The 21,254-nt window shown below is 40.0% G+C and carries 16 protein-coding genes and 2 pseudogenes; 11 read left to right on the forward strand and 7 right to left on the reverse strand.

The features are described from left to right. Nucleotides 1-177: 177 nt before the first annotated feature. Nucleotides 178-1,863 carry a methyl-accepting chemotaxis protein gene (locus tag R2B77_RS08435; RefSeq protein WP_203248079.1) on the forward strand — a complete coding sequence of 562 codons (1,686 nt, stop codon included), beginning with the start codon at nucleotides 178-180 and terminating at the stop codon, nucleotides 1,861-1,863. A gap of 95 nt (nucleotides 1,864-1,958) precedes the next feature. On the opposite strand, the pseudogene R2B77_RS08440 reads toward R2B77_RS08435, so the two are convergent. Further along, nucleotides 1,959-2,194 (reverse strand): annotated as a pseudogene (locus R2B77_RS08440) (transposase); the annotation flags it as partial. Nucleotides 2,195-2,196: 2 nt separating this feature from the next. Here R2B77_RS08440 and R2B77_RS08445 point away from each other — a divergent pair. The 3 genes and pseudogenes from R2B77_RS08445 to rlmD form a co-directional block, all read left to right on the forward strand. Then, nucleotides 2,197-2,694: pseudogene (locus R2B77_RS08445) on the forward strand (FGGY-family carbohydrate kinase); the annotation flags it as partial. Between the two features lie 97 nt (nucleotides 2,695-2,791). After that, on the forward strand, nucleotides 2,792-3,775 hold the full coding sequence (locus tag R2B77_RS08450) for an aldo/keto reductase (protein WP_203248078.1): 984 nt from the start codon (nucleotides 2,792-2,794) through the stop codon (nucleotides 3,773-3,775). 318 nt (nucleotides 3,776-4,093) lie between these two features. Beyond that, nucleotides 4,094-5,494, forward strand: a complete 1,401-nt coding sequence (gene rlmD, locus R2B77_RS08455; protein ID WP_203248077.1) for a 23S rRNA (uracil(1939)-C(5))-methyltransferase RlmD — start codon at nucleotides 4,094-4,096, stop codon at nucleotides 5,492-5,494. Nucleotides 5,495-5,749: 255 nt separating this feature from the next. Here rlmD and R2B77_RS08460 read toward each other — a convergent pair whose 3' ends face one another. From R2B77_RS08460 to R2B77_RS08480, 5 genes are all read right to left on the reverse strand, one after another. After that, nucleotides 5,750-6,652, reverse strand: a complete 903-nt coding sequence (locus tag R2B77_RS08460) for an AraC family transcriptional regulator (RefSeq protein ID WP_203248076.1) — start codon at nucleotides 6,650-6,652, stop codon at nucleotides 5,750-5,752. Between the two features lie 106 nt (nucleotides 6,653-6,758). Then, a complete protein-coding gene (gene rhaS, locus R2B77_RS08465) occupies nucleotides 6,759-7,847 on the reverse strand; it encodes a rhamnose ABC transporter substrate-binding protein (RefSeq protein WP_203248075.1) in 1,089 nt (362 codons plus the stop codon). A gap of 66 nt (nucleotides 7,848-7,913) precedes the next feature. Then, on the reverse strand, nucleotides 7,914-8,942 hold the full coding sequence (locus tag R2B77_RS08470) for an ABC transporter permease (protein ID WP_203248074.1): 1,029 nt from the start codon (nucleotides 8,940-8,942) through the stop codon (nucleotides 7,914-7,916). Between the two features lie 3 nt (nucleotides 8,943-8,945). After that, nucleotides 8,946-9,983, reverse strand: a complete 1,038-nt coding sequence (locus tag R2B77_RS08475) for an ABC transporter permease (RefSeq protein WP_203248073.1) — start codon at nucleotides 9,981-9,983, stop codon at nucleotides 8,946-8,948. 32 nt (nucleotides 9,984-10,015) lie between these two features. Continuing rightward, nucleotides 10,016-11,542 carry a sugar ABC transporter ATP-binding protein gene (locus R2B77_RS08480; RefSeq protein WP_203248072.1) on the reverse strand — a complete coding sequence of 509 codons (1,527 nt, stop codon included), beginning with the start codon at nucleotides 11,540-11,542 and terminating at the stop codon, nucleotides 10,016-10,018. A gap of 515 nt (nucleotides 11,543-12,057) precedes the next feature. On the opposite strand from R2B77_RS08480, the gene R2B77_RS08485 reads away from it, so the two are divergent. Genes R2B77_RS08485 through R2B77_RS08505 form a run of 5 tightly spaced genes read left to right on the forward strand, consistent with a single transcriptional unit; the run spans nucleotide 12,058 to nucleotide 18,021 of the window. Continuing rightward, nucleotides 12,058-14,127, forward strand: a complete 2,070-nt coding sequence (locus tag R2B77_RS08485) for a bifunctional aldolase/short-chain dehydrogenase (protein WP_203248071.1) — start codon at nucleotides 12,058-12,060, stop codon at nucleotides 14,125-14,127. Nucleotides 14,128-14,152: 25 nt separating this feature from the next. Next, nucleotides 14,153-15,643: a rhamnulokinase gene (rhaB, locus tag R2B77_RS08490; protein ID WP_203248070.1), complete on the forward strand. Its 1,491-nt coding sequence runs from the start codon at nucleotides 14,153-14,155 to the stop codon at nucleotides 15,641-15,643. Then, nucleotides 15,609-15,923, forward strand: coding sequence for an L-rhamnose mutarotase (rhaM, locus tag R2B77_RS08495; protein ID WP_203248069.1), 315 nt, complete (start codon nucleotides 15,609-15,611; stop codon nucleotides 15,921-15,923). The genes rhaB and rhaM overlap by 35 nt, the downstream gene beginning before the upstream one ends. 19 nt (nucleotides 15,924-15,942) lie before the next feature. Next, nucleotides 15,943-17,199 (forward strand): L-rhamnose isomerase, encoded by a 1,257-nt coding sequence (gene rhaA / locus R2B77_RS08500; protein WP_203248068.1) that lies wholly within the window; start codon nucleotides 15,943-15,945, stop codon nucleotides 17,197-17,199. Between the two features lie 39 nt (nucleotides 17,200-17,238). Then, a complete protein-coding gene (locus tag R2B77_RS08505) occupies nucleotides 17,239-18,021 on the forward strand; it encodes a DeoR/GlpR family DNA-binding transcription regulator (RefSeq protein ID WP_203248067.1) in 783 nt (260 codons plus the stop codon). Nucleotides 18,022-18,097: 76 nt separating this feature from the next. Here R2B77_RS08505 and R2B77_RS08510 read toward each other — a convergent pair whose 3' ends face one another. Further along, nucleotides 18,098-19,591 (reverse strand): L-arabinose isomerase family protein, encoded by a 1,494-nt coding sequence (locus R2B77_RS08510; RefSeq protein ID WP_203248066.1) that lies wholly within the window; start codon nucleotides 19,589-19,591, stop codon nucleotides 18,098-18,100. Between the two features lie 214 nt (nucleotides 19,592-19,805). Between R2B77_RS08510 and R2B77_RS08515 the strand changes: the two genes are divergently transcribed. Next, the gene (locus R2B77_RS08515; protein ID WP_322555677.1) at nucleotides 19,806-20,522 is read left to right on the forward strand and encodes a FadR/GntR family transcriptional regulator; all 717 of its coding nucleotides are present in this window, start codon (nucleotides 19,806-19,808) and stop codon (nucleotides 20,520-20,522) included. Between the two features lie 14 nt (nucleotides 20,523-20,536). Then, a complete protein-coding gene (locus R2B77_RS08520) occupies nucleotides 20,537-21,253 on the forward strand; it encodes a (Fe-S)-binding protein (RefSeq protein ID WP_203248065.1) in 717 nt (238 codons plus the stop codon). The last annotated feature ends 1 nt before the right edge of the window (nucleotide 21,254 follow it).

Raw genomic sequence — 21,254 nt, forward strand, 5'->3', positions numbered from 1 at the left:
ATTTCTATTGAACAGGGTTATTCATTAAGGAGAGCAGAGAGGCATGAGACAACATTGATGATTGAAATATTAACGGCAGGTTGATTTCAGGATAATCTTAGGTAGTAGTTTTTGTATGAATTATGAACATAAAATCAAAGAAGCAGTATTAATAAAACTGAAAAAGGGGTTATAGGAATGAACTTCACAATTGGAAATAAATTGTTAGGCGGATTCTTAAGTGTTGCAATTATTCTTGGAATCATTAGCTCTATATCCTATTACAATATACAAAAGGTAGACAAATCTTTTTCCGATTTGGTAGATAGACGAGCGGTTATTGAATCGCATGCATTGAAAATGGAGATAAGTACTTCGCAAGAAATCAGTAGCTTGCGAGGTGTGCTATTACAGGAAAAGGGTACACCAGAAGCGTTAGCACAAGTGATAACTGACCTTAATGAGCACATTGAAGCTGCCTACAAGTTAGCTAATCACCAAGACCTGAAAGATACACTCACACAACTTGAAACGTTGAATGAACAGTTTAAGTTAGAATCAGACCAAATCATAAGCTTGATGAATTCTAGTCCAGATAAAGCTGAAAAACACTTCCTTGGGGTAGCTATGCCCCTAGTGAGGGAAATACGCGATATCTCAAGTCAAATAGCCATAGAGCAAGCAGAGCTTATGAAGGAAGAAAGTCTTGCTAGCTCTGCGTTGGTTAGTTCCGTTACTTCGACAGTTCTTACCTTAAGTGTGATTGCAATTATTTTGGCGATTTTAATAGGCGTCATCATTACTCGAATGATTACAAAACCGATTTTATTAATTGAAAAGATGGCAGAAGGAATCGCATCTGGCGATTTGGCTCAAGAGGACATAATGGTGAAAAATCGGGATGAAATAGGGAATCTTGCAAAATCCTTTAACCAAATGAAAATGAATCTTCGTCAATTGATCCAACAAGTTAGCTTAGATGCCGAACAAGTGGCGGCAACATCAGAACAGCTTTCTGCCGGTGCCGAACAGACCGGTAAAGCAACTGAACAAATCTCAATTGCCATTCAAGAGGTAGCTTTAGGTTCGGAAACGCAAGTTTCCCATGCAAGGGGAGCTTCTCAAGCAGTCATAGAAATCTCAAATGGGATGAATCAGGCTGCATTTTCTATTCAATCCGTCGCAGATTTAACGACTTCTACGAGCGAAAAAGCAGCCGCTGGAAACACTGTGGTTACCCAAACTGTTGAACAAATAAATCTTGTACAACAGTCCGTAAGTGAAACGAGAGAGATTATTAACGCCTTAGGTGAAAAATCAGAGGAAATTGGTCAAATCGTTGAATTGATCACTCAGATTGCTGATCAAACAAATCTCTTAGCTTTAAATGCTGCGATTGAAGCTGCGCGGGCTGGGGAGCATGGTCGAGGGTTTTCAGTCGTTGCTGATGAAGTTAGAAAGTTAGCCGTGGGGTCTGGACAAGCCGCCGGTCAAATCCGTAATCTTATTATAGAGATCCAAGCTGAATCGGAGAATGCCGTTCAATCTATGAATCTTGGTACATCCGTTGTCGGGGAAGGTATTAATATGGTTCATCAAACAGGTGAGGTCTTCAAAGACATATTAATGGCCATTGAACAAGTTACCGAAGAGGCGCGGGAGGTTTCTGCTATTATCGGGCAAGTTAATTCAAGCTCACAAAGTATGGTAGAGACAATGGAAGCTCTAGCTTCTATCGCTGAACAATCTGCTGGAAATACACAGAACGTAGCTGCCTCAGTAGAAGAACAAAATGCCTCAATGGAGGAAATATCAGCTTCAACAATTGCTTTAAGTTCAATGGCCCAGGATCTACAAGAAGTAATCAGTACCTTTAAAGTTTAATAAACAAAACCCCTCACTGCTTGTGAGGGGGCAGACTGTAGACAAAAGAGCTAGAAATCAACCCGATTTCAAGCCCTTTTGTTATTTTTGATGTATTATGTGCGGAGAATCTCCATATCGCATAGCTGTCTTAATTTATATAATGCCCTTGCTGGCGTTTCCCGCGTCAATCTGGCGAGCTTCTTAAGATTTTGGGCAGCGAAAGTGAGCATCGCCTGCATGGACATTTTTTTAAGTCCCCTTTGGGGGTTGTCCATTGCATGACATGCTTTTCATTGTTGTCGGTAAAGACGCGCTCAACCGTCTCTTTACGCTTCCCATATATTTCTTTGATTACTATTTACCCCTTATGTAGTTGGTGAAAGGACACCACATGCAGATGCGACGATTCGTGCTAGCTTTATCGGCATGGATAATGCTCATCAACGAAAAGATTTTGTGCGAGCGGTACTTGAAGGCATTACATTTTCGCTAAATGAATCCATTGAGATTTTCCGACGTAGCGGGAAAGAAATCGATACAATTGTCTCAATTGGTGGTGGTGCGAAAAATGAAGTATGGCTTCAAATGCAAGCAGATATTTTTGACGCTACAATTGTCAGACTTGAAAGTGAGCAGGGCCCAGGCATGGGGGCAGCGATGTTGGCCGCCTATGGATGTGGATGGTTTGATTCACTCCAGCAATGTGCAGATACATTTTTAAAGGTTGATAAACAATTTGTACCAAACCGAGAAAATGTGACGAAATATAAAAAGCTGTTTGACCTTTATCAAACTGTTTATACTCAAACAAAAGATGTGAACGAAAAACTTGTAGCATTTCGAAGGTAATTATGTATACTGGGCACCAACTAATTAGTTGGTGCTTAATTTTAGTTTTTTAGATGAAAGGTTTTCTTACTATTAAAACTAAGGGAGTGGGTAGTAAATGAAGTTTCGTCAATTAGGTAATACAGATTTAAAGGTCAGTGAACTCAGCTTTGGCACTTGGGCGATTGGTGGGGCATGGGGAAAAACGAATGATCAGGAATCACTTAGAGCGTTAGACTACGCAATAGGGCAAGGTGTAAACTTTTTTGATACCGCAGATGTTTATGGAGATGGACATAGTGAAGAACTGTTGGCAAAAGCAACTAGGGGAAAAGAACAAGATATCCATATTGCAACGAAGTTTTGCCGGGCAGGGGATATCTATGATCCGCAAACCTATTCAATGGAAAGCGTCACAAAGTATTGTGAGGACAGCTTGAGACGACTTAACCGTGACCAAATCGATTTATTTCAAATTCATTGTCCACCAATGGACATTTTAAAGGACGGGCAAGTGTTTGAGGTACTTGATCGTTTGAAGAAGCAAGGCAAGATTCGTTATTATGGCGTAAGTGTAGAAACAGTTGAAGAGGGCCTATTATGCCTTGAACAGCCAAATGTACGTACACTTCAGGTCATCTTTAACATGTTGCGCCAAAAGCCAATAGAAAGTCTATTTCCACAAGCAAAAGCTAGAGGTGTCGGCATCCTCGCACGTGTTCCACTAGCGAGTGGATTATTAACGGGTAAATTTGTGGCCGATACCCAGTTTGAATCAGATGATCATCGACACTTTAACCGCGATGGAGAAGCGTTTAATGTCGGAGAAACATTCGCAGGGTTAGAATTTAAGAAAGGTGTGGAATTGAGTAGTAAGCTATCCTGGACTGCTGAAAATAGAGGGAGTATGACACAAGCTGCATTAAAATGGATTTTAGAACATGATGCGATATCTTGTGTAATCCCCGGTTTTAAGAATGTTGCCCAAGTAGAAGATAATTTGAAAGCGTTAAAAGTAGCTGGGTTTTCGGAAAATGAAATGAATAAATTGGCACAGTTTTATAAGAATGAGGTGCACAATAATATTCGGGGTGCTTATTAAATCAGGGTAGGTACTAGTATGAATATGAAAAGTTATCACGGTTAGATATAAAGAATCCTACTTATAACGCTCAGCTAGCCCAGTAAGGCGCCTTCACTGGTGATTATAAAATAAATGCTGCTTGAATAATTTTTGCTCCACTTTAAGGCGTTGGATGAAACCAGCGCCTTTTCTTATTGATGAACTTGTAAGAAGAGCATGTTCTTTCAGTTCGATTTTCGTTATAATGACAAGGTATGTCTGTTTTGAAGAGGTACACAAATAGTGTGGAAATAATCCTTTAATATACGAATGGACTGTTGAAAGGGGAATCATTCCTTGACTGTTATAAAAGAAGAAACATTAGTTGCGAAAATTGACCATTTAGATCATAAGGGCAATGGACAATCTGCAGTTTGGCGTGAGAATGCTAAAGATAAAGCTTTTAATCCTAGAAAGCTGAAACTGACAATACCACAGACGCTCCCTGGGGAGTCGGTGCAGGTAGTCGTAGATCAGCCCGATAAGCGCTGGAGAAAAGTTATGCCTGCTGAGATACTAGTGGCAAGCCCTGAACGGACGGATGCACCTTGTCCACATTTTGAGCTTTGTGGAGGTTGTGTCTGGCAGCACTGGACGTATGAAGGTCAATTGAAGCATAAGACCCAGCAAGTGAAGAAGGCATTGGAGAGCGAAGGATTAGATGCTGAACTGGTGCTAGAGACGATTGGCATGGACGAACCTTGGCATTATCGTAATAAGATGGAATTCACGTTTTCACCTGCAGGGGATATCGGCATGCATGAGCAAGGGAATTTCCGCAAGATTATTCCATTGGAAACGTGTTTGATAGCAGGCCAAAATATGGTCGATGGTATGTTGGAGATTGGTGAGTGGGTAAAAGAGTTCGAGCTTAAAGGCTATGACAAGGATGCGCATGAGGGACTGCTTCGTCATTTGATGGTGCGAGAATCGCATGCGACTGGTGAAATGATGTTGGCATTGTTCGCTACGAAAACACCTGATGGTGAATTGACGTCTGCCGTTGAAAATCTGGTCGAGCGGATTACGAAAAAGTTCCCGAATGTGAAAAGCCTTCTTTGGCTTGTCAATACGGACTGGGCGGATCGCACACAATCAGAGGATACGCATCTATTAGCGGGGCGTGATTTCATTTATGATGAAATGGCTGGCTATCGCTATCGACTTTGGTTCGATACATTTTTCCAGACGAACCCAAAACAAGCCCAAAAGCTTGTGGACCTTGCGCTTGAAATGGGGAAACCACAGGAAGATGAGAAAATGATCGATCTGTTTTGTGGTGTCGGCACGTTCTCCTTACCGTTCGCTGCACGTGTGAAGGAATTGGCGGGAATTGAGATTGTCGAGACATCGATTGCATCTGCAAAACGCAATGCCGTCGATAATGATTTGCATAACACGACATTCCTGGCCCGTGACGCACGTAGAGGACTGGATGAGATGCATGAGCATTTTGGATTCGCTGATATTCTATTGGTGGACCCACCACGTAGCGGTGCTGGTGGGAAAGTAATGCGCCGTATCGGACGCTCAAAGCCGAAACGGATTGTCTATGTATCCTGCAATCCTGACACATTCGCGACGGATCTAACTGAATTATTACCGTTCGGCTACACGCTTAAAACCGTGCAACCTGTCGACTTATTCCCGCATACAGTGCATGTGGAGCTAGTCGCTTTGTTGGTGTTGGAGAAATAAAGACAGAACATCCCAGGAATCAGTGCTTGATTCTTGGGATGTCTGTGTATGGGAAGATCATAATCAATTGGGCAAGTCCGTGCGTTCTGTAAAATCCTGTTACGCCAATAAAGCATTGTATTTATTACTATAGAATCATCTCAATTCTATAGTAATAAACTTTAGCGGGATGAAGGGAAGGAGCAATGAATGAACTCTCACTCGAAGATTTAATATACTCCTGGTAAAGTTAAGTCTCAAGGGGTTCCTTTATTCCTATTTTGCTTTTTTCGAATCATTCCATCCGTTTTGCCAATGTTTTCGAAAAGAAAGCGGTGTACTATCCACCCGGTCTTTAAATAAGTTAATAAAATGACTAACATTATCAATGCCCACTTGAAAAGAAATCGAGGAAATTGTTAAATTAGTATTTTTCAGCAGGTCTTTAGCTTTCGTTATTCGTCTATTTATTAAATATTCATTTGGGGTAATCCCGATGTAATGTTTAAATTCCTTAGCTAATTGGTATTTGTTTACCGCGAAAAGTTTAGAAAGTTGTGTGAGGGTTATTTTTTTATCATAATTAACTTCCAACTCCGTTTTCATTTGTTCAATATAATCTGGTGTAATTGCTGTATTCTTATTCAATTCGCTACTGTTCAATAAAACCTCCGTTAGTAGATCAAGGATGAGTTTAGAACTTATTATTTCAGTCTTCAGACTCGCTTTATCCAATTGATGAAGTTGAATAAGCTGTTGCATTAAATAAGGAACGTGAGATTCTTGATGGGAAATGCTTACTGGCGAATTGCTTTTTGAGTAGTGTTTGTAATATTCAGCAGTCGTACTTCCTTTAATATGGATCCACAGTATTTCCCAGGAATCTTCATTTGAGGTCTGATACAATTGATAGTTATTACAATCGATAAAAAATAAGTCGCCAGGGCCAAGAGAATAGGTTGTATTATTATAGGTCAATTGTCCATTCCCGCTCAACGTATGCACAATTAAATACGAATCCAAATGTTGCCTTTCTGTAAAAAATGGATATAAAGTTTTAAAATGACCAATCTCTTGAATATAAAAAAATGCAGAGCGTGCCTCTGCTGAAGGAGTAGAAATAAGTCGTACCGAATCCTCTGACCAGTGGCATTCAGCTTTTTCCCAATAATAATTCATAGGAATCCTCCTCGTAAAAAAAGGGAATATAGCAACTTATCTATTCTGATAAGAAGAACAATATTCCCGATTCATTGATTATTCGTATGTTGAATTGATTATCGGTTTAATAAACGTCTTTCCATTCCCCGATATTGTCCGCGTCAAACTTATATGGATCTCCAAGCATAACTTGTGTTCCATCACCATCTTCTACGATGTCCAATTCTCCAAACACACCCGTTTCCACGCTTTCACCTAACGCACCTGTAATATCACCAGTTACTAAAGCGTGAGCAATGTATCCTGCGGCAGAGCCAACATCGATTGGATTCCACAGGTACATCCACGGTGAAACTCCATTTTCAAGATACGTTGCCATTTCGCTTGGAAGACCAAGCCCAGTTAATTTTACTTTGTCTTGTAAATTCTTATCCGTTAGCACTTTCCCAGCTGCTGCAATTCCAACAGTTGTTGGAGCAATGATAGCCTTCAAATCTGGATAAGATTTTAACAACGCCTCTGTTTCAGAAACACTTTTATCTCGTAAGTCATCACCGTATGCAACTTTTACAAGAGTAATATCTTTATATGCGGGTTCCTCTAACTCTTTTTGCATCCACTCAATCCAAAGATTTTGGTTTGTTGCTTGGGAAGTTGCACTTAACACTGCAATTTCTCCTGCGCCACCAATCATTTCAGCAACTGCTTCAATTTGAATACGTCCTATTCTTTCTGGGTTAGCCTGGTTGACGTGTAGAATACGGCTATCCGCGTTAACAGCAGAGTCTACAGAAAGAACTTTAATCCCTTGATTCATTGCTTTTTTCAATACTGGCTCCAAAGCATCGTTGTCATTTCCAGCAATGGCGATTGCAGTTACTTTTTGTTGGATGAGCTGTTCAATAATTTGAATTTGCCCCTCTGCTGTTGGTTGATCTGGTGAGCGTAAAATAACTTCCCCACCAAGTTCTTCAATTGCATCTTTAAATCCATCCATCATTTTCTCACCATAAGGATTTCCAGTATTTTTGAAAATGAAGGCATACTTGTCTTTTTCACCGTTGTCTTTTTCTTCGGGCTTCTCCGTACCCTTAGCCTCATCTGTATCTTTGTTACCTCCACTGCTTGGCGGTTCTTGGCTACAAGCGGCTAACATAATTAGTGCTAGTACCATTGTAAAAAAGAACATAGACATTTTTTTTAGATTAGTCAACACTTTCTCCTCCTTTTAATGGGTGTTATATACAAAACAGTCAGTGCAACTGTAAAGTAACAAAAGTTATTCTTTTTTTCTTGCTAAAAATGTGGGAACCTTAATTTTGGGAACGGAAACCGCTAGGATAAGCAGGATTCCAATTACGATAAGAAGTGTTTGAGCCGGAATATTAATCAATCCAAGCCCATATTGAAGATACCCGATGATGAATATAGCAATTACTGTGCCAAGTATTCTTCCTTTTCCGCCTGCCGTGCTGATTCCGCCAAGTGCTGCCATAGCAATCACATCGAGTTCATACATTGTTGCGATATTTGGTCGAGCACTCCCCATTCGGGAAGTTAAAAAGATAGCAGTCAGTCCAGCCATTAGCCCAGTTAGTGTAAAGACAATAATTTTGATTTTATCTACTTTGACACCTGAGAAACGACTTGCAGTTGGATTTTTCCCCATCGCATACACTTCACGACCAAATGTTGTTTTATGGAGAAGCAAGCCGAATGCGATGGCAACGATAACAAAGAGTACTAGTATAAAGGGAACTCCGAACACATACCCCCATCCGAAAAAACCGAACCATTCAGGGAATTTTCCTGAAGCTTGATCTTCCAGAATGACATAAGCGATTCCTCTATACAAAATCATTGTACTTAATGTCACAATAACAGCGGACAACTCCTTGAACTTTACAATTAAGAATCCATTGATTAACCCACAAAGGGCACCGACTGCGAGACAAATGACAATGGAAACCTCCATAGGAAGACCTAATAAGTTATAAGAGGTTGCCATGACAACGGATGATAAAGCGACCGTTGACCCTACAGAAATATCAATGTCCCGCAAAATCATGACGAGTGCCATCGGGAAGACAATAAAGGCTTTATCCAAGAAAATCATTGTTCCGTCACGCAAACTGCCGTAGTTAAAGAAGTACGGCGAGATGTTGGAGTTGACTAAAAACACAGCGAAAAGAATGAGTATAAGCATCCATTCCCATTGGAAGAAGAAACTTTTAAGAGAAAAACTTTTTTTATCCAATAAAGTCCGTGGGATGTACTCCTGCTGAGAAGTTGTTGTTTTAGGGCTCATAAGTTAAATCCTCCTCCTCATTAAATTATTTAAATCAACGCCTCTTTTAACTAGTGTGTTAAAGATGACAGCTATGAGGATGATTGCTCCCTGGATACTCGATTGCCAGAAAGGAGAAACGTTTAACAAAGGAAGCGCATTGTTCAATAATCCGAATAACATAGCGCCAAGAATGACTCCAGAAATTTTCCCGGAACCACCCGCGATACTGACTCCACCTAAAATACATGCTGCAATAACGGTTAACTCGTAACCAGCAGCGGTATCCCCTTGTGCTGAAGCAAACTTAGAAACCCAAAGGACGCCGGAAAGACCCGCGAGTCCACCCATAATTGTATATACAAGCATTAAAATTTTCGTTTCATTAATACCACTTACAGTAGCTGAGTCAGGATTGCTTCCGACAGCATAGATTTGTCTGCCAGTTCGTGTATGGTTTACAAAGTAGAAGAAAGCAAGATAGATGATAATCGCGATGACAATCAAATTGTTTAATCCCAATGTTTTTCCGGTTGCTATTGCAACAAAGCTTTCGGGCATTTGATAGGCACTAATCCATTCACCACCACTTATTGTGAAAGCCATTCCTCTAAAGATATTCATTAGTGCAAGTGTAGCGATAATTGGAAGAATGCCTACTTTAGCTACAAGGAATCCATTGACAACCCCGCAAATAATACCCACGGCGATACCTAGTAAAATGGCGAGAAATGGATTCAACCCCTGATAGATACTGACTACTTGGGCAGAAATCATGCCAGATAAGGCAATAATTGCCCCAATGGACAGGTCAATTCCTCGTGTGATTAAAACAAGCATCATGCCTAGAGCTAAAATACTCAAAATGGCTGTGTTTGTGAACATATCGTTAATATTTTCTCCGCTTAAAAAGCTTGGATTACGCAGCTGGACAACAAGGCTAATAATAACGATAAACCCGAGAAGCCCAAGCTCTCTAAATTTAGAAATGTTCGCTAGTATTGAGGTTTTCTTAGGCGGAATCTCGGGCTGAGCTACTGCATTCAACGTATTTTCACGCATTCATTACACTCCTTTCGGTTTATCACATGGTGCTATACTTTTAATATTTCCTTAGAAGGAGTCGTTTCACTGAGTGCTGCCTCAAGGATACGTTCTTGGGTTGCTTCTGCCTTATTGAAAGTGTTTGCGATTCGTCCATCACGCATGACGATAATTCGGTCGCTCATTCCTAATATTTCCGGCATTTCAGAAGAAATCATAATGATTCCATATCCCTGTGCTGCCAAATCGTTTATGATTTCATAAATCGCAGACTTTGCTCCAATATCTACACCTTTTGTTGGTTCGTCCAAAATAATGACATCTAAATCAGCTGTCAACAATTTGGCAACAGCAACTTTTTGTTGGTTTCCACCTGATAAAGAACTTACCAAATCGAAAATGGATTGTGCTTTAACATCTACTTTTTCGGCAAGTCTTTTTGCGATGGCTGCCTCATTCTTGTTACTTAACCAGCCCATTTTGGATAGCTTCGTTAATGCTGGCAATGAAATGTTTTTTCCAATGTCCCAATCAAAAACTAATCCTTGTAATTGGCGATCTTCAGGCAAATAACCGATACCCAATTTCATTGCCTGTTTGGGTTGTTTAATTTCAATTTTTTTATTATTTAAAAAAACTTCACCTTGATCATAAGGGGCTATGCCGAAGAGTGCTTGGCATACTTCTGTTCGTCCAGCCCCTATTAGGCCAGTCATACCAAGGATTTCTCCTTTGTGAAGTGTAAAGGAGATGTCTGCAAACAACCCCATTTTGGATAGGTTTTTTACTTCAAATAACTTATCCCCGATACTTCCTTTTTTATCGGGAAATACTTGTGTAATTTCCCTCCCAACCATTGCAACAATGAGTTGGTCATTTGAAATTTCATCGATTTGCCAGGATCCGATATATTTTGAATCTCGTAAAACAGTTACTTGACTCGCTAACCGGTAAATATCTTCGAATCTGTGGGAAATGAAGATAATAGAAGTTCCACTATCTCTTAGTTTTTCTGTGATTTTATAGAGTTCTTCGCTTTCCCTTGCTGTCAGTGCGGCAGTCGGTTCATCCATGATGATGATTTTGGCATTTGTCGATATAGCCTTTGCAATTTCAATAATTTGTTGTTGGGCAACACTTAGCGCTTGCATTTCCATTTTCGGATCAATCGTTGATCCAAGTTGTTGCAAGATTCTTTTTGCTTCGGCATGCATGGTACCCCAATTTAATCTTTTCGTTTTTGCATGTACTTTTTGATGACTCATAAAGATGTTTTCAGTAACACTTAAATCTGGATAGTTCGTTACATTTTGATAAATAGCTGCAATCCCCATGTTTTGGGCTTCTTTAGGATTGCTAAAAGATATTTTTTCTCCGTTTAAATACATTTCCCCGGCGTTTGGCGGATGCACACCTGTAATAATTTTAATGAAAGTAGATTTACCGGCACCGTTCTCTCCCATAAGTGCATGTATTTCTCCCGGTTTTAATTTGAAGTGAACATTATCTAATGCTCTTACGCCTGGGAATTCTTTTGTGATTCCATTTAACTCAAGGATATATTCAGATTCAGACATGATACCCTTCCTCCCTTCAGATATGCTTTGCCATGAGACATGCATTACACTTTAATCAGTTCATTTGGTAATGTTTATAAGAATAGTGGACCATTCTTATAAACATGAAACCCATCTTTACTTTCACTAGTAGAGTTAGTAACTTCACTTTATAACCCTGATAATTTTCCGAGAAAGCGTTTACAAGTTTAGTTTTTAGAAATATTAATGACGTATACATATGAGACGACAGTCATTTCATATGTATAAATGATTGAAAATCTTTGTTTTCTTTGTTATTAAGTTGACAGAAGATTTTTGTTATTCACATCTTAGCATATTAATTTCCGTTTGGGAACATCAATTTTAAGAAATTTTATTTTTGGTAATGCGGTATATTGATATTTATGTATTTAAAAGCGTGAAATCAAGAAAAAATGGACTTCTAAAAATAAATTTTAAAAAACTAGTCACAATAGTCTGAAGTCGTGTATAATAAAAAACAGACATAAACAAACAAAAACGGAGGTATGGAGATGGCGAATAATTTATGGAACGAAAATCAAGCAAGGAAACTTGAAAAAGGATTACCGGAATTAGTGTATCGTTCAAATTTATTAGGAACGGATCGCACTGTTTGTAATTGGGGTGGTGGTAATACATCTATGAAAGCGATTGAAAAAGATTTTCGTGGAAGAGATGTAGAAGTTATGTGGGTGAAAGGAAGTGGCTCTGATTTAGCAACAATGGGTGCTGAAAACTTTACAGGGCTGAGAATGGAAGATATAGCCCCATTAATAGAACGCAGTGAAATGAATGATGAAGATATGGTGGAATATTTGGGACACAGTATGATCAATAGCAAACACCCTCGACCTTCAATTGAAACGCTACTTCATGCTTTTTTACCGTATAAGCATGTCGATCATACGCATCCAGACTCGATTATAAGTCTTTGCTGTGCACATAACGGGAAAGAAATAGCGAAAGAGATTTTCGGAAATCGTTTTGTGTGGGTTCCTTATGTTCGTCCGGGATTCACCTTATCAAAGATGATTGCTGAAGGTGTAAAAGAAAATCCAAATGCCGAACTCGTGTTAATGGAGAAACACGGTTTAGTTACTTGGGGAGACACCTCAGGAGAGTGCTATGAGAAAACACTATCTGTAATTAATGAAGCGGAGAAATACATTAATGGATGTAGCAACGATGAAAAGGTGTTTGGTGGTCAAAAATACCTGTCGTTCTCCGAGGTGGAACGACGTGAACTATTAGCAAGAATCATGCCAGTTATTCGCGGTGCTGTTAGCGATGAAAAGAAAATGATTCTTACTTTTGATGATTCTGGTGACGTCTTACAATTTGTAAATAGTCATGACGCATCCGTATTAACTCAAATCGGTGCTGCATGTCCCGATCATTTAGTTCATACAAAACGTACGCCACTTTATATTAATTGGAATGTGGAGAAAGATAATATAGAGGGATTAATTGAACAAGTGAAAAGTGGGGTTGAAGAATTTAAGAATGAATATAAAGCCTACTTCGAAAGAAATAAGCATGAAGGGGACCAAATTTTTGAATCTGCTCCGCGTGTGATTTTAATTCCTGGAATTGGAATGGTGAATACCGGCAGGAGTTTAGCAATGGCTAATGGGAGTGGGGGGCTTTATCATCGAGCAATCGCTGTCATGAAGGGGGCTACATCATTAGGGGAGTTTGTATCCCTTAGTGAAAATGAGTCTTACAATATTGAGTATTGGCCATTGGAATTATATAAGTTGTCGCTTGCACCACCTGAAGTGGAGTTTTCAAGAAAAGTTATTTTCATTACAGGCGGGGCAGGTGGAATCGGGAGTGAATCAGCTCGACGATTTGTTTCGGAAGGGGCTCATGTTGTTTTAGCAGATTTAAATGAAGAGGGCGCGCAAAAAGTTGCCGATGAAATTAACTCGCAATACGGAGAAGGTCGAGCAGTTGCAATAAAAATGGATGTAACGAGCGAAAGCCAAGTGAAATCCGCATTTGACTTTTCTGCTCTAACCTATGGAGGAGTCGACTCAGTTGTAAACAATGCGGGATTGGCGACATCTAGTCCATTTGAAGAAACGACGTTACAAGAATGGAACCTAAATATGGATGTACTTGGGACGGGCTATTTTTTAGTTGCTCGTGAGGCATTCCGTCAAATGAAGACACAAGCTATCGGTGGAAATATGGTTTTTGTAGGGTCGAAAAACTCTGTTTATGCTGGACGAAATGCAGCTGCATACAGTTCTGCGAAAGCGCTTGAAGTACATCTAGCCCGTTGTATTGCTGCTGAGGGCGGGGAATACGGGATTCGGGTGAACTCTATATTACCGGATGCTGTGTTGCAGGGTTCTGCAATTTGGGGATCGAACTGGCGCGAGGAGCGAGCTGCAGCTTATGGAATTGAACCGACTGAGTTAGAGGAACATTATAGAAACAGAACGACATTATTGGTCAATATTTATCCAAGTGATATTGCCGAGTCGATTGCTTTCTTTGCTTCATCAAAATCAGATAAGACAACGGGCTGTATGATTACAGTGGATGGTGGAGTACCAGCCGCATTTACAAGGTAAGTACGTGCAAAGGAGGCTGCGACGGATGGTGCATATCGCGGTAGATATTGGTGCTTCAAGTGGTCGGCTTGTTATTGGCAAACTGAAGCAAGGAAAACTTGAAATTACAGAAATTCATCGATTTGAAAATGGATTTTCAGCAAAAGACGGAACATTGTATTGGGATATTGACTACTTACTCAATGAAATCCTCTACGGAATACAACTCGCAAAACAAGCGGGCCATCGGGTAGCGTCTGTGGGAATCGATACATGGGCAGTCGATTATGTCCTTTTGAATAAAAAGGGGAAGCGGATGAAAGAAGTTGTCTCCTACCGGGATCATCGGACAGCTGAAACGATAGACAAAGTAACGGGACAGATTGCAAAAGATCGAATCTATGAAAAAACAGGCATTCAGTTCCTACCGTTCAATACAATCTATCAACTATATGAAGAAGATGAAGAAGTTATAAAGGGGACCAATCAACTATTGATGGTCCCTGATTATCTCAATTATCGACTTACAGGCAAGGTGGTAATGGAAGTGACAAATGCTTCTACGACACAGTTACTGAACGTTGAGACAAGACAATTCGATCAAAATTTACTAGAAGTTATTGGTTTTCGCGAAGATCAATTTGGTGAACTTATTGAACCAGGTCAACCGCTGGGCTCTCTTAAGAAAGAATGGTTTCCAGCATTCGATTTACCTGATTGCAAAGTCTATGTCATCGCATCCCATGATACAGCTTCGGCGGTTGTGGGGACACCCGGAACAGGAGATAACTGGGCCTATTTGAGCAGTGGTACGTGGTCGCTGCTCGGTGTAGAAACGGATAGCCCTGTCGTGACTAGAGCAGCTTTACAAGAAAACTATACAAATGAGTGGGGCGTGTTTAAGACTTACCGCCTGTTGAAAAACATAATGGGAATGTGGATTATTCAAGAGGTCCGTCGCCACTCACCTGAAAAATTATCCTATGAGGAACTCGTTATGGAAGCTTCCAAAGTTGCTCCGTTCCAACAGTATATTGATTTTAATGAAGAACGATTTTTAAACCCGAAAAATATGATCGAAGAAATTCAAACGTATTGCGAAGAGACCAATCAAACAATACCGACATCGATCGGTGAATTAGCAGCTTGTGTATATAATAACTTGGCGATTATTTATACGATTGCTATCGAAGAATTAGAGAAGATGACTGAAAAGGCGATTCGGCATTTGTATGTCGTCGGAGGTGGAGCGAAAAATAAGCATCTCAATCAATTAACCGCCAATTTAAGCAAAATAACTGTTTTTGCTGGATCGGCTGAATCCACAGCAATCGGAAATGTAATGATGCAAATGATTACGGCCGGTAAAATAAAAGATTTGGAAGAAGGTAGGAAAATCATTCGAAGTTCTTTCCCTCTAGAAGAACTTATTCCGGAAAGCATGGATTCGGGCTCCATCATCGAGGAGTTCAGGAAAATCATAAGCAAAGGGGGATGTACGGATGATTCGAAAAGCATCGATTATGAAAGTTTATAAAGAGTATTACAGCGAATATAAAGAGCGGCATGATCAACTATGGCCTCGAATGGAAAAAGAGATTAAAAAGCACGGTGCGCAAAACTATTCTATTTTTCTTGATGAAGAATCGGGGACGTTGTTTGCCTATGTAGAAATTGAAAATGAAGAGCAATGGGGCAACATTGCGAATACGGATGTGTGCAAAGAGTGGTGGGCTTATATGGAACCACTTATGGAAACGAATCCCGATAACAGCCCAGTTGCCGTCGAATTAAAAGAGGTATTTCATTTAGGGTAAAATTTAAGGGGGTATTGGAATGACAATCAATGAAAATTATGCATTCGCAAAGAAGGAATATGAACGATGGGAAATTAACGTAGAAGAGGCGCTTCAAAAACTAGAAAATATACCGATATCTGTTCACTGCTGGCAAGGAGACGATATTAGTGGGTTTGAAGTGAATAAAAGTGAGTTATCTGGCGGAATTGATGTAACCGGAAATTATCCTGGAAAAGCACGTACGCCCGAAGAATTGCGGATGGATCTAGATAAGGCTCTTTCACTGATTCCTGGTAAGCACAGGGTGAATCTTCATGCAATCTATGCGGAAACGAATGGGGAAGTAGTTGATAGAGACAAACTAGAGCCAAAACATTTTGCGAATTGGGTGGAATGGGCAAAAAAGATAGGCATCGGTTTAGATTTTAATCCAACATTGTTTTCCCATGAAAAAGCGGAAGATGGATTGACGCTATCACATCCTAATCCGGAAATTCGGAAATTTTGGATTGACCATTGCATCGCAAGCCGGAAAATTGGAGAATATTTCGGGCGAGAGCTTGGAACACCTTGCTTAACAAATATATGGATTCCTGATGGCTATAAAGATACTCCGAGTGACAGACTAACACCAAGAAAACGATTGAAAGAGTCGCTTGATGAAATTTTTGCGGTTGAAATTGACAAGGCATACCATATTGATGCGGTTGAGAGTAAGTTGTTTGGGATAGGATCAGAATCGTATGTAGTTGGATCACATGAATTTTATTTCGGATATGCGCTACAAAGCGATGTATTATGTCTATTGGATACGGGACATTTTCATCCAACGGAAACCGTTTCAAACAAAATACCGACCATGCTTATTTTTGAAGATAAATTAGCATTGCATGTATCAAGGCCTGTACGTTGGGACAGTGATCATGTCGTCACTTTTGACGATGAACTACGTGAAATTGCGCTGGAAATTGTTCGTAACGATGCATTGGATAAAGTGATGATTGGTTTGGATTTCTTTGATGCAAGTATAAATCGTGTGGCGGCATGGACAATTGGAACGCGTAATATGATAAAATCGTTGTTATATGCATTGTTGACGCCTACTGATTATTTAAAGAACTTGCAAGAAGAGGAGAATTTCACGGAACGATTAGCTTTAATGGAAGAGTTTAAAACATATCCTTTTGGTGCGATTTGGGATTACTACTGTGCCAAAATGAATGTACCTGCAAAAGAGACATGGCTTGAAAATGTGAAAACCTATGAAGCGGAAGTCCAGTCAAAGCGAATCTAATAAAAATACCGATAAACTGAACTAGGAGGTGGATTGGCCATGCTTGCAGCAGCAAGACATCAGAAAATCATAGAACTTCTCGATGTACGTTCGACAGTTCGTGTTACAGAGTTGAGTGATATTTTTAGCGTGACAGAAGAAACAATCAGAAGAGACTTGGAAAAGTTGGAAAAGGAAAAAAAACTTTTGCGTAGTCATGGTGGGGCAATGCGTAATGAGCAACCGGACTCCGAAATCCATTTTTCCGAAAGAGAAATCCAAAATGTTGAAGCGAAAAGAGTGATTGCGGAGGAAGCAGTTAAGCATGTCGTAGAAGGAGATCGGATTATTCTAGATGCCAGTACGACAGCTTGGTATATGGCGAAAGCATTGCCTAATATTTCGATTGCGGTCATTACGAACTCCATAAAAATTGCCATCGAGCTAGGGCGAAAAGACAAAATCGAAGTGATTTCAACAGGAGGGAAATTGCTGTCGAAATCATTGTCCTATGTTGGCCCTTTAGCAGAACGTTCACTAGATATGTATCATGTGAATAAAACATTTATTTCCTGTAAGGGATTCCATTTAGAAACAGGGCTTAGCGACTCCAGTGAACTTCAAGCGTTATTAAAAAAGCGCATGATTCAACACTGTGATTATGTTATTTTAATGGTTGATTCAACGAAGTTTGATACACAGGCATTTTCTTATATCGCATCAATAGGCGAAATTAATGAAGTGATTACGGATAATGGGGTTACGCCAAAATCGATTCAAACGATTGAAGAAAAAAATATTAAGTTGACGATTGTGCCATGTAGAAACGAAGTGAGCGTATAAAAGCAACCCTCCCCTTTCAACTGAAAGTGGAGTGTTGCTTTTATTTAGGAAATATGAAGCTGCAATTCGAAGTTAGTTAGATAACAACATAAGGAATATTTAATAATTTTGCGGTTTTAACAAATTGGTTGATGTTACTGCCGATGGACATAGCACAGTGGTGAGTAGGTGCTTCCTGGAACCAACGTTCATAGTAATTGTCTGGGGCGACTGGAAATTTAACAGGTGTTTGTGTATTACCGATTTGCATTGTTTTCCCATTCGTCGAAATACCTTCACTAATAATCAATTTGAGTTTGCCGTCTATTGTTTGTGAAAGACCGAGCATAGTAACTGGACCTGTTTTCACTTGTGCCTCAACAGCGACACCACTACCTTGTTTTCCATGATAAATCCCCATCCCACGAAGTACAGGTTTCCCATCCGCAATTTTTAAGTGGAAAGGTCCGTCATGGCCTAATAAGATGGTGCCTTCTACATAATCCGTCGTGACAATTTCGCAATAACTTCCACCAACGCCAAGAGCATCACAAATCTTCATGGCGATTGCTGTTTTTAAATCTCCTTCGCCGGCACATGGAATGCCTTCAGCGGTTAAAAGCGATTGTCCAACAGTGAGACCATTTTGTAGTTTTTCGTAGTCATTCCCTGGTGCACCGTGGTAGTAATAGGTAATGGCATCGAGTTGTTTTTCCTCAACAAGTTTATATTGCGCAGAGGCGATTTTACATGCCCAATTCAGTTGTTCTTCGGACGGCTTTGTCGCTAGCTTTTCCGCAGGTGAATCTTCACTAATGATAAACATATCTTCAACTTGCACTCTCTTTTGTTGGATGTCTTTATCTGTAACATCATCGATTAGTTCCGCTAGGTCACACATTTCCAACACTTCTACATGAATACCCGTTTGTGCTTGAATCATTGTAAAATCACTATACAGATCAAGCATGCCATTATACGTATTTCCCAAAAATCCGAATTGTGCACTCGCCAAGTTTCTCTTTACTTTTGCGGCTTGTACCCATTCATTGATTTCACGCCATGCTCTTTTTGCCTCCGGACGTTCGGCAGTTGTTTCGTTTGCAAGAGAGATTTCAGGCGTGTAATCCAACCCCAAAAGCCCACTAATTACATGGTAATCAATACCCGCTCGGTTGAAGGCATTTGCAAACTCAGGAACTGGACATGCCCCGCATTGTGCAAGCCACTCACTAGTGTTCGTTTCTTCATAGTTAAGTTGTTCTGCTGGCTGTAAATTTAGCATAATCACTTTTGCATTGCAGCGCTGGTGAATAGGTAGAACAACGGAACTAACTGCATAGGTTGCTGCATGAAGGAATATTATATCGACATTATGCTTACTAAAATAGTCCCCTGCTGCCCTCCCTTTTTCTATGCTATCGATTAATCCAAAGTTAAAGACTTCAGCATTCTGGGATAGCTTACTTTCTATAAATGAACCATACTCAATCAATCTTTCTTTTAACCCAGGAAACTGCTCCCAGTACGTATTTAAACCTGTTGAATATAAACCGATTTTGGCTTTTTTATAATTTGATTTTCTTTGCATGACTTGTTCCTCCACCTTTCAAAATAATAACTTCTAAACTCACTATAAGTCGTAATCTTTATTTCTACATCCAATAATCTTGTTAAAAAATAATAGTTTCTTGTATTTTTAGAAAACTTAGAGAAATCGATGGAATGTTGACAGGGAGATATGTTAACATGAAGTCATCAGATGACCTTATGAGTGAGGCGTAAGGCTGTTAGGGGAGTGTAGAGTGGGAACGAGACGGATTCAAACGAAAAAAATTTATGAAGAAGTGGCAGATTCGCTTACCCAAATGATAAAAGATGGGGAATTAAACCCGGGGGATCGGCTGGAATCTGTGGAGCAACTTGCTGAAACTTTTGATGTCAGCCGTTCCGCAGTTAGAGAGGCTTTAAGTGGTATGCGGGCAATGGGTTTGGTTTCGATGCGTCAAGGTGAAGGCACATTCGTCACGGAATTCGATGCATCTAACTTTACTTTGCCTGTAACGGTTGGGATGTTAATGAAAAAAGAAGACGTTAAAGAATTATATGAAGTACGTAAAATTCTGGAAGCAGGTGCGGCGAGATCTGCAGCACTTTATCATCAAGAAGAAGATTTACTGACGCTACAACAAGCGATTGGAGAAATGGAGAATGCTGAACGAAGTGGAGATATAGGTGAAGATGCTGATATGCGTTTCCATATGGCTGTTGCCGATGCAACGCGTAATCAAATCTTGATTCATTTAATGCGTTCGGTTTCAGAGGTTATGCTTACTGTATTGCGGGAAACTAGAGAAATCCTAATTCATTCGGAAAAAAAGACGGTTTCGCTCATTAATGAGCACCAATTAATTTTTGAAGCCATCAAAGCAAGGCAGCCTAACCAAGCTGAACAATATATGTTAGATCATTTGCGTAATGTTGAAAAGTCATTGGAGAAGTATATAGAATTTAGAAAATAGTGGAGGTGAATCAGATGAAAGTCTCTTTATTTATTACATGTATGTGCGATATATTCTCTTCAAATGTGGGGAAAGATACGGTCGAAGTTTTGGAACGGGTAGGGTGTGAGGTTGATTTTCCGGAAGCACAAACCTGTTGTGGTCAGCCAGCTTATAACAGTGGTTATTTAGAAAACACGAAAAAAACGATGAAACATATGATGAAAACATTTAAAGATGCAGAGTATGTTGTTGGACCTTCAGGATCTTGCGTTGCCATGTTACGAGAGTACGAGACGATTTTTCGTGAGGATCCTGAATGGGCGGAGGAAGCTAAGAAATTAGCGACAAAATCATTTGAGCTGACCCAATTTCTTGTTGACGTGATGGGTGTTGTTGACGTCGGTTCTACTTTTAAAGGGAAAGTGACATACCATCCGTCTTGTCATATGACGCGTCTTTTAGGAGTAAAAGATGCACCACGTAAACTATTAGAATCCATACAAGGTGTGGAACTGGTGGACCTTCCACAAGGCGAAGATTGTTGTGGGTTTGGTGGAACTTTCTCTGTTAAGAATGCGGTTATTTCAGGGGAAATGGTGCAAGAAAAGGTAGACCATGTAGTGGAAACAGAGGCAGAGTATTTGGTCGGTGGAGATATGGCTTGCTTAATGAATATCGGTGGACGTTTGTCGAGAGAAGGACGCAATGTTAAAGTGGTCCATCTCGCTGAAATCTTAAACCATTGTTAGA

The sequence above is a fragment of the Sporosarcina beigongshangi genome (genome assembly GCF_033485195.1).
GTDB classification, from domain to species: Bacteria; Bacillota; Bacilli; order Bacillales_A; family Planococcaceae; genus Sporosarcina; species Sporosarcina beigongshangi.

Coding starts and splice junctions, on each gene's coding strand:
- R2B77_RS08435 (WP_203248079.1), top strand. CDS start 178: ATGAACTTCACAATTGGAAATAAATTGTTAGGCGGATTCTTAAGTGTT.
- R2B77_RS08450 (WP_203248078.1), top strand. CDS start 2,792: ATGAAGTTTCGTCAATTAGGTAATACAGATTTAAAGGTCAGTGAACTC.
- R2B77_RS08460 (WP_203248076.1), bottom strand. CDS start 6,652: ATGAATTATTATTGGGAAAAAGCTGAATGCCACTGGTCAGAGGATTCG.
- R2B77_RS08470 (WP_203248074.1), bottom strand. CDS start 8,942: ATGAGCCCTAAAACAACAACTTCTCAGCAGGAGTACATCCCACGGACT.
- R2B77_RS08475 (WP_203248073.1), bottom strand. CDS start 9,983: ATGCGTGAAAATACGTTGAATGCAGTAGCTCAGCCCGAGATTCCGCCT.
- R2B77_RS08480 (WP_203248072.1), bottom strand. CDS start 11,542: ATGTCTGAATCTGAATATATCCTTGAGTTAAATGGAATCACAAAAGAA.
- R2B77_RS08485 (WP_203248071.1), top strand. CDS start 12,058: ATGGCGAATAATTTATGGAACGAAAATCAAGCAAGGAAACTTGAAAAA.
- rhaB (WP_203248070.1), top strand. CDS start 14,153: ATGGTGCATATCGCGGTAGATATTGGTGCTTCAAGTGGTCGGCTTGTT.
- rhaM (WP_203248069.1), top strand. CDS start 15,609: ATGATTCGAAAAGCATCGATTATGAAAGTTTATAAAGAGTATTACAGC.
- rhaA (WP_203248068.1), top strand. CDS start 15,943: ATGACAATCAATGAAAATTATGCATTCGCAAAGAAGGAATATGAACGA.
- R2B77_RS08505 (WP_203248067.1), top strand. CDS start 17,239: ATGCTTGCAGCAGCAAGACATCAGAAAATCATAGAACTTCTCGATGTA.
- R2B77_RS08510 (WP_203248066.1), bottom strand. CDS start 19,591: ATGCAAAGAAAATCAAATTATAAAAAAGCCAAAATCGGTTTATATTCA.
- R2B77_RS08520 (WP_203248065.1), top strand. CDS start 20,537: ATGAAAGTCTCTTTATTTATTACATGTATGTGCGATATATTCTCTTCA.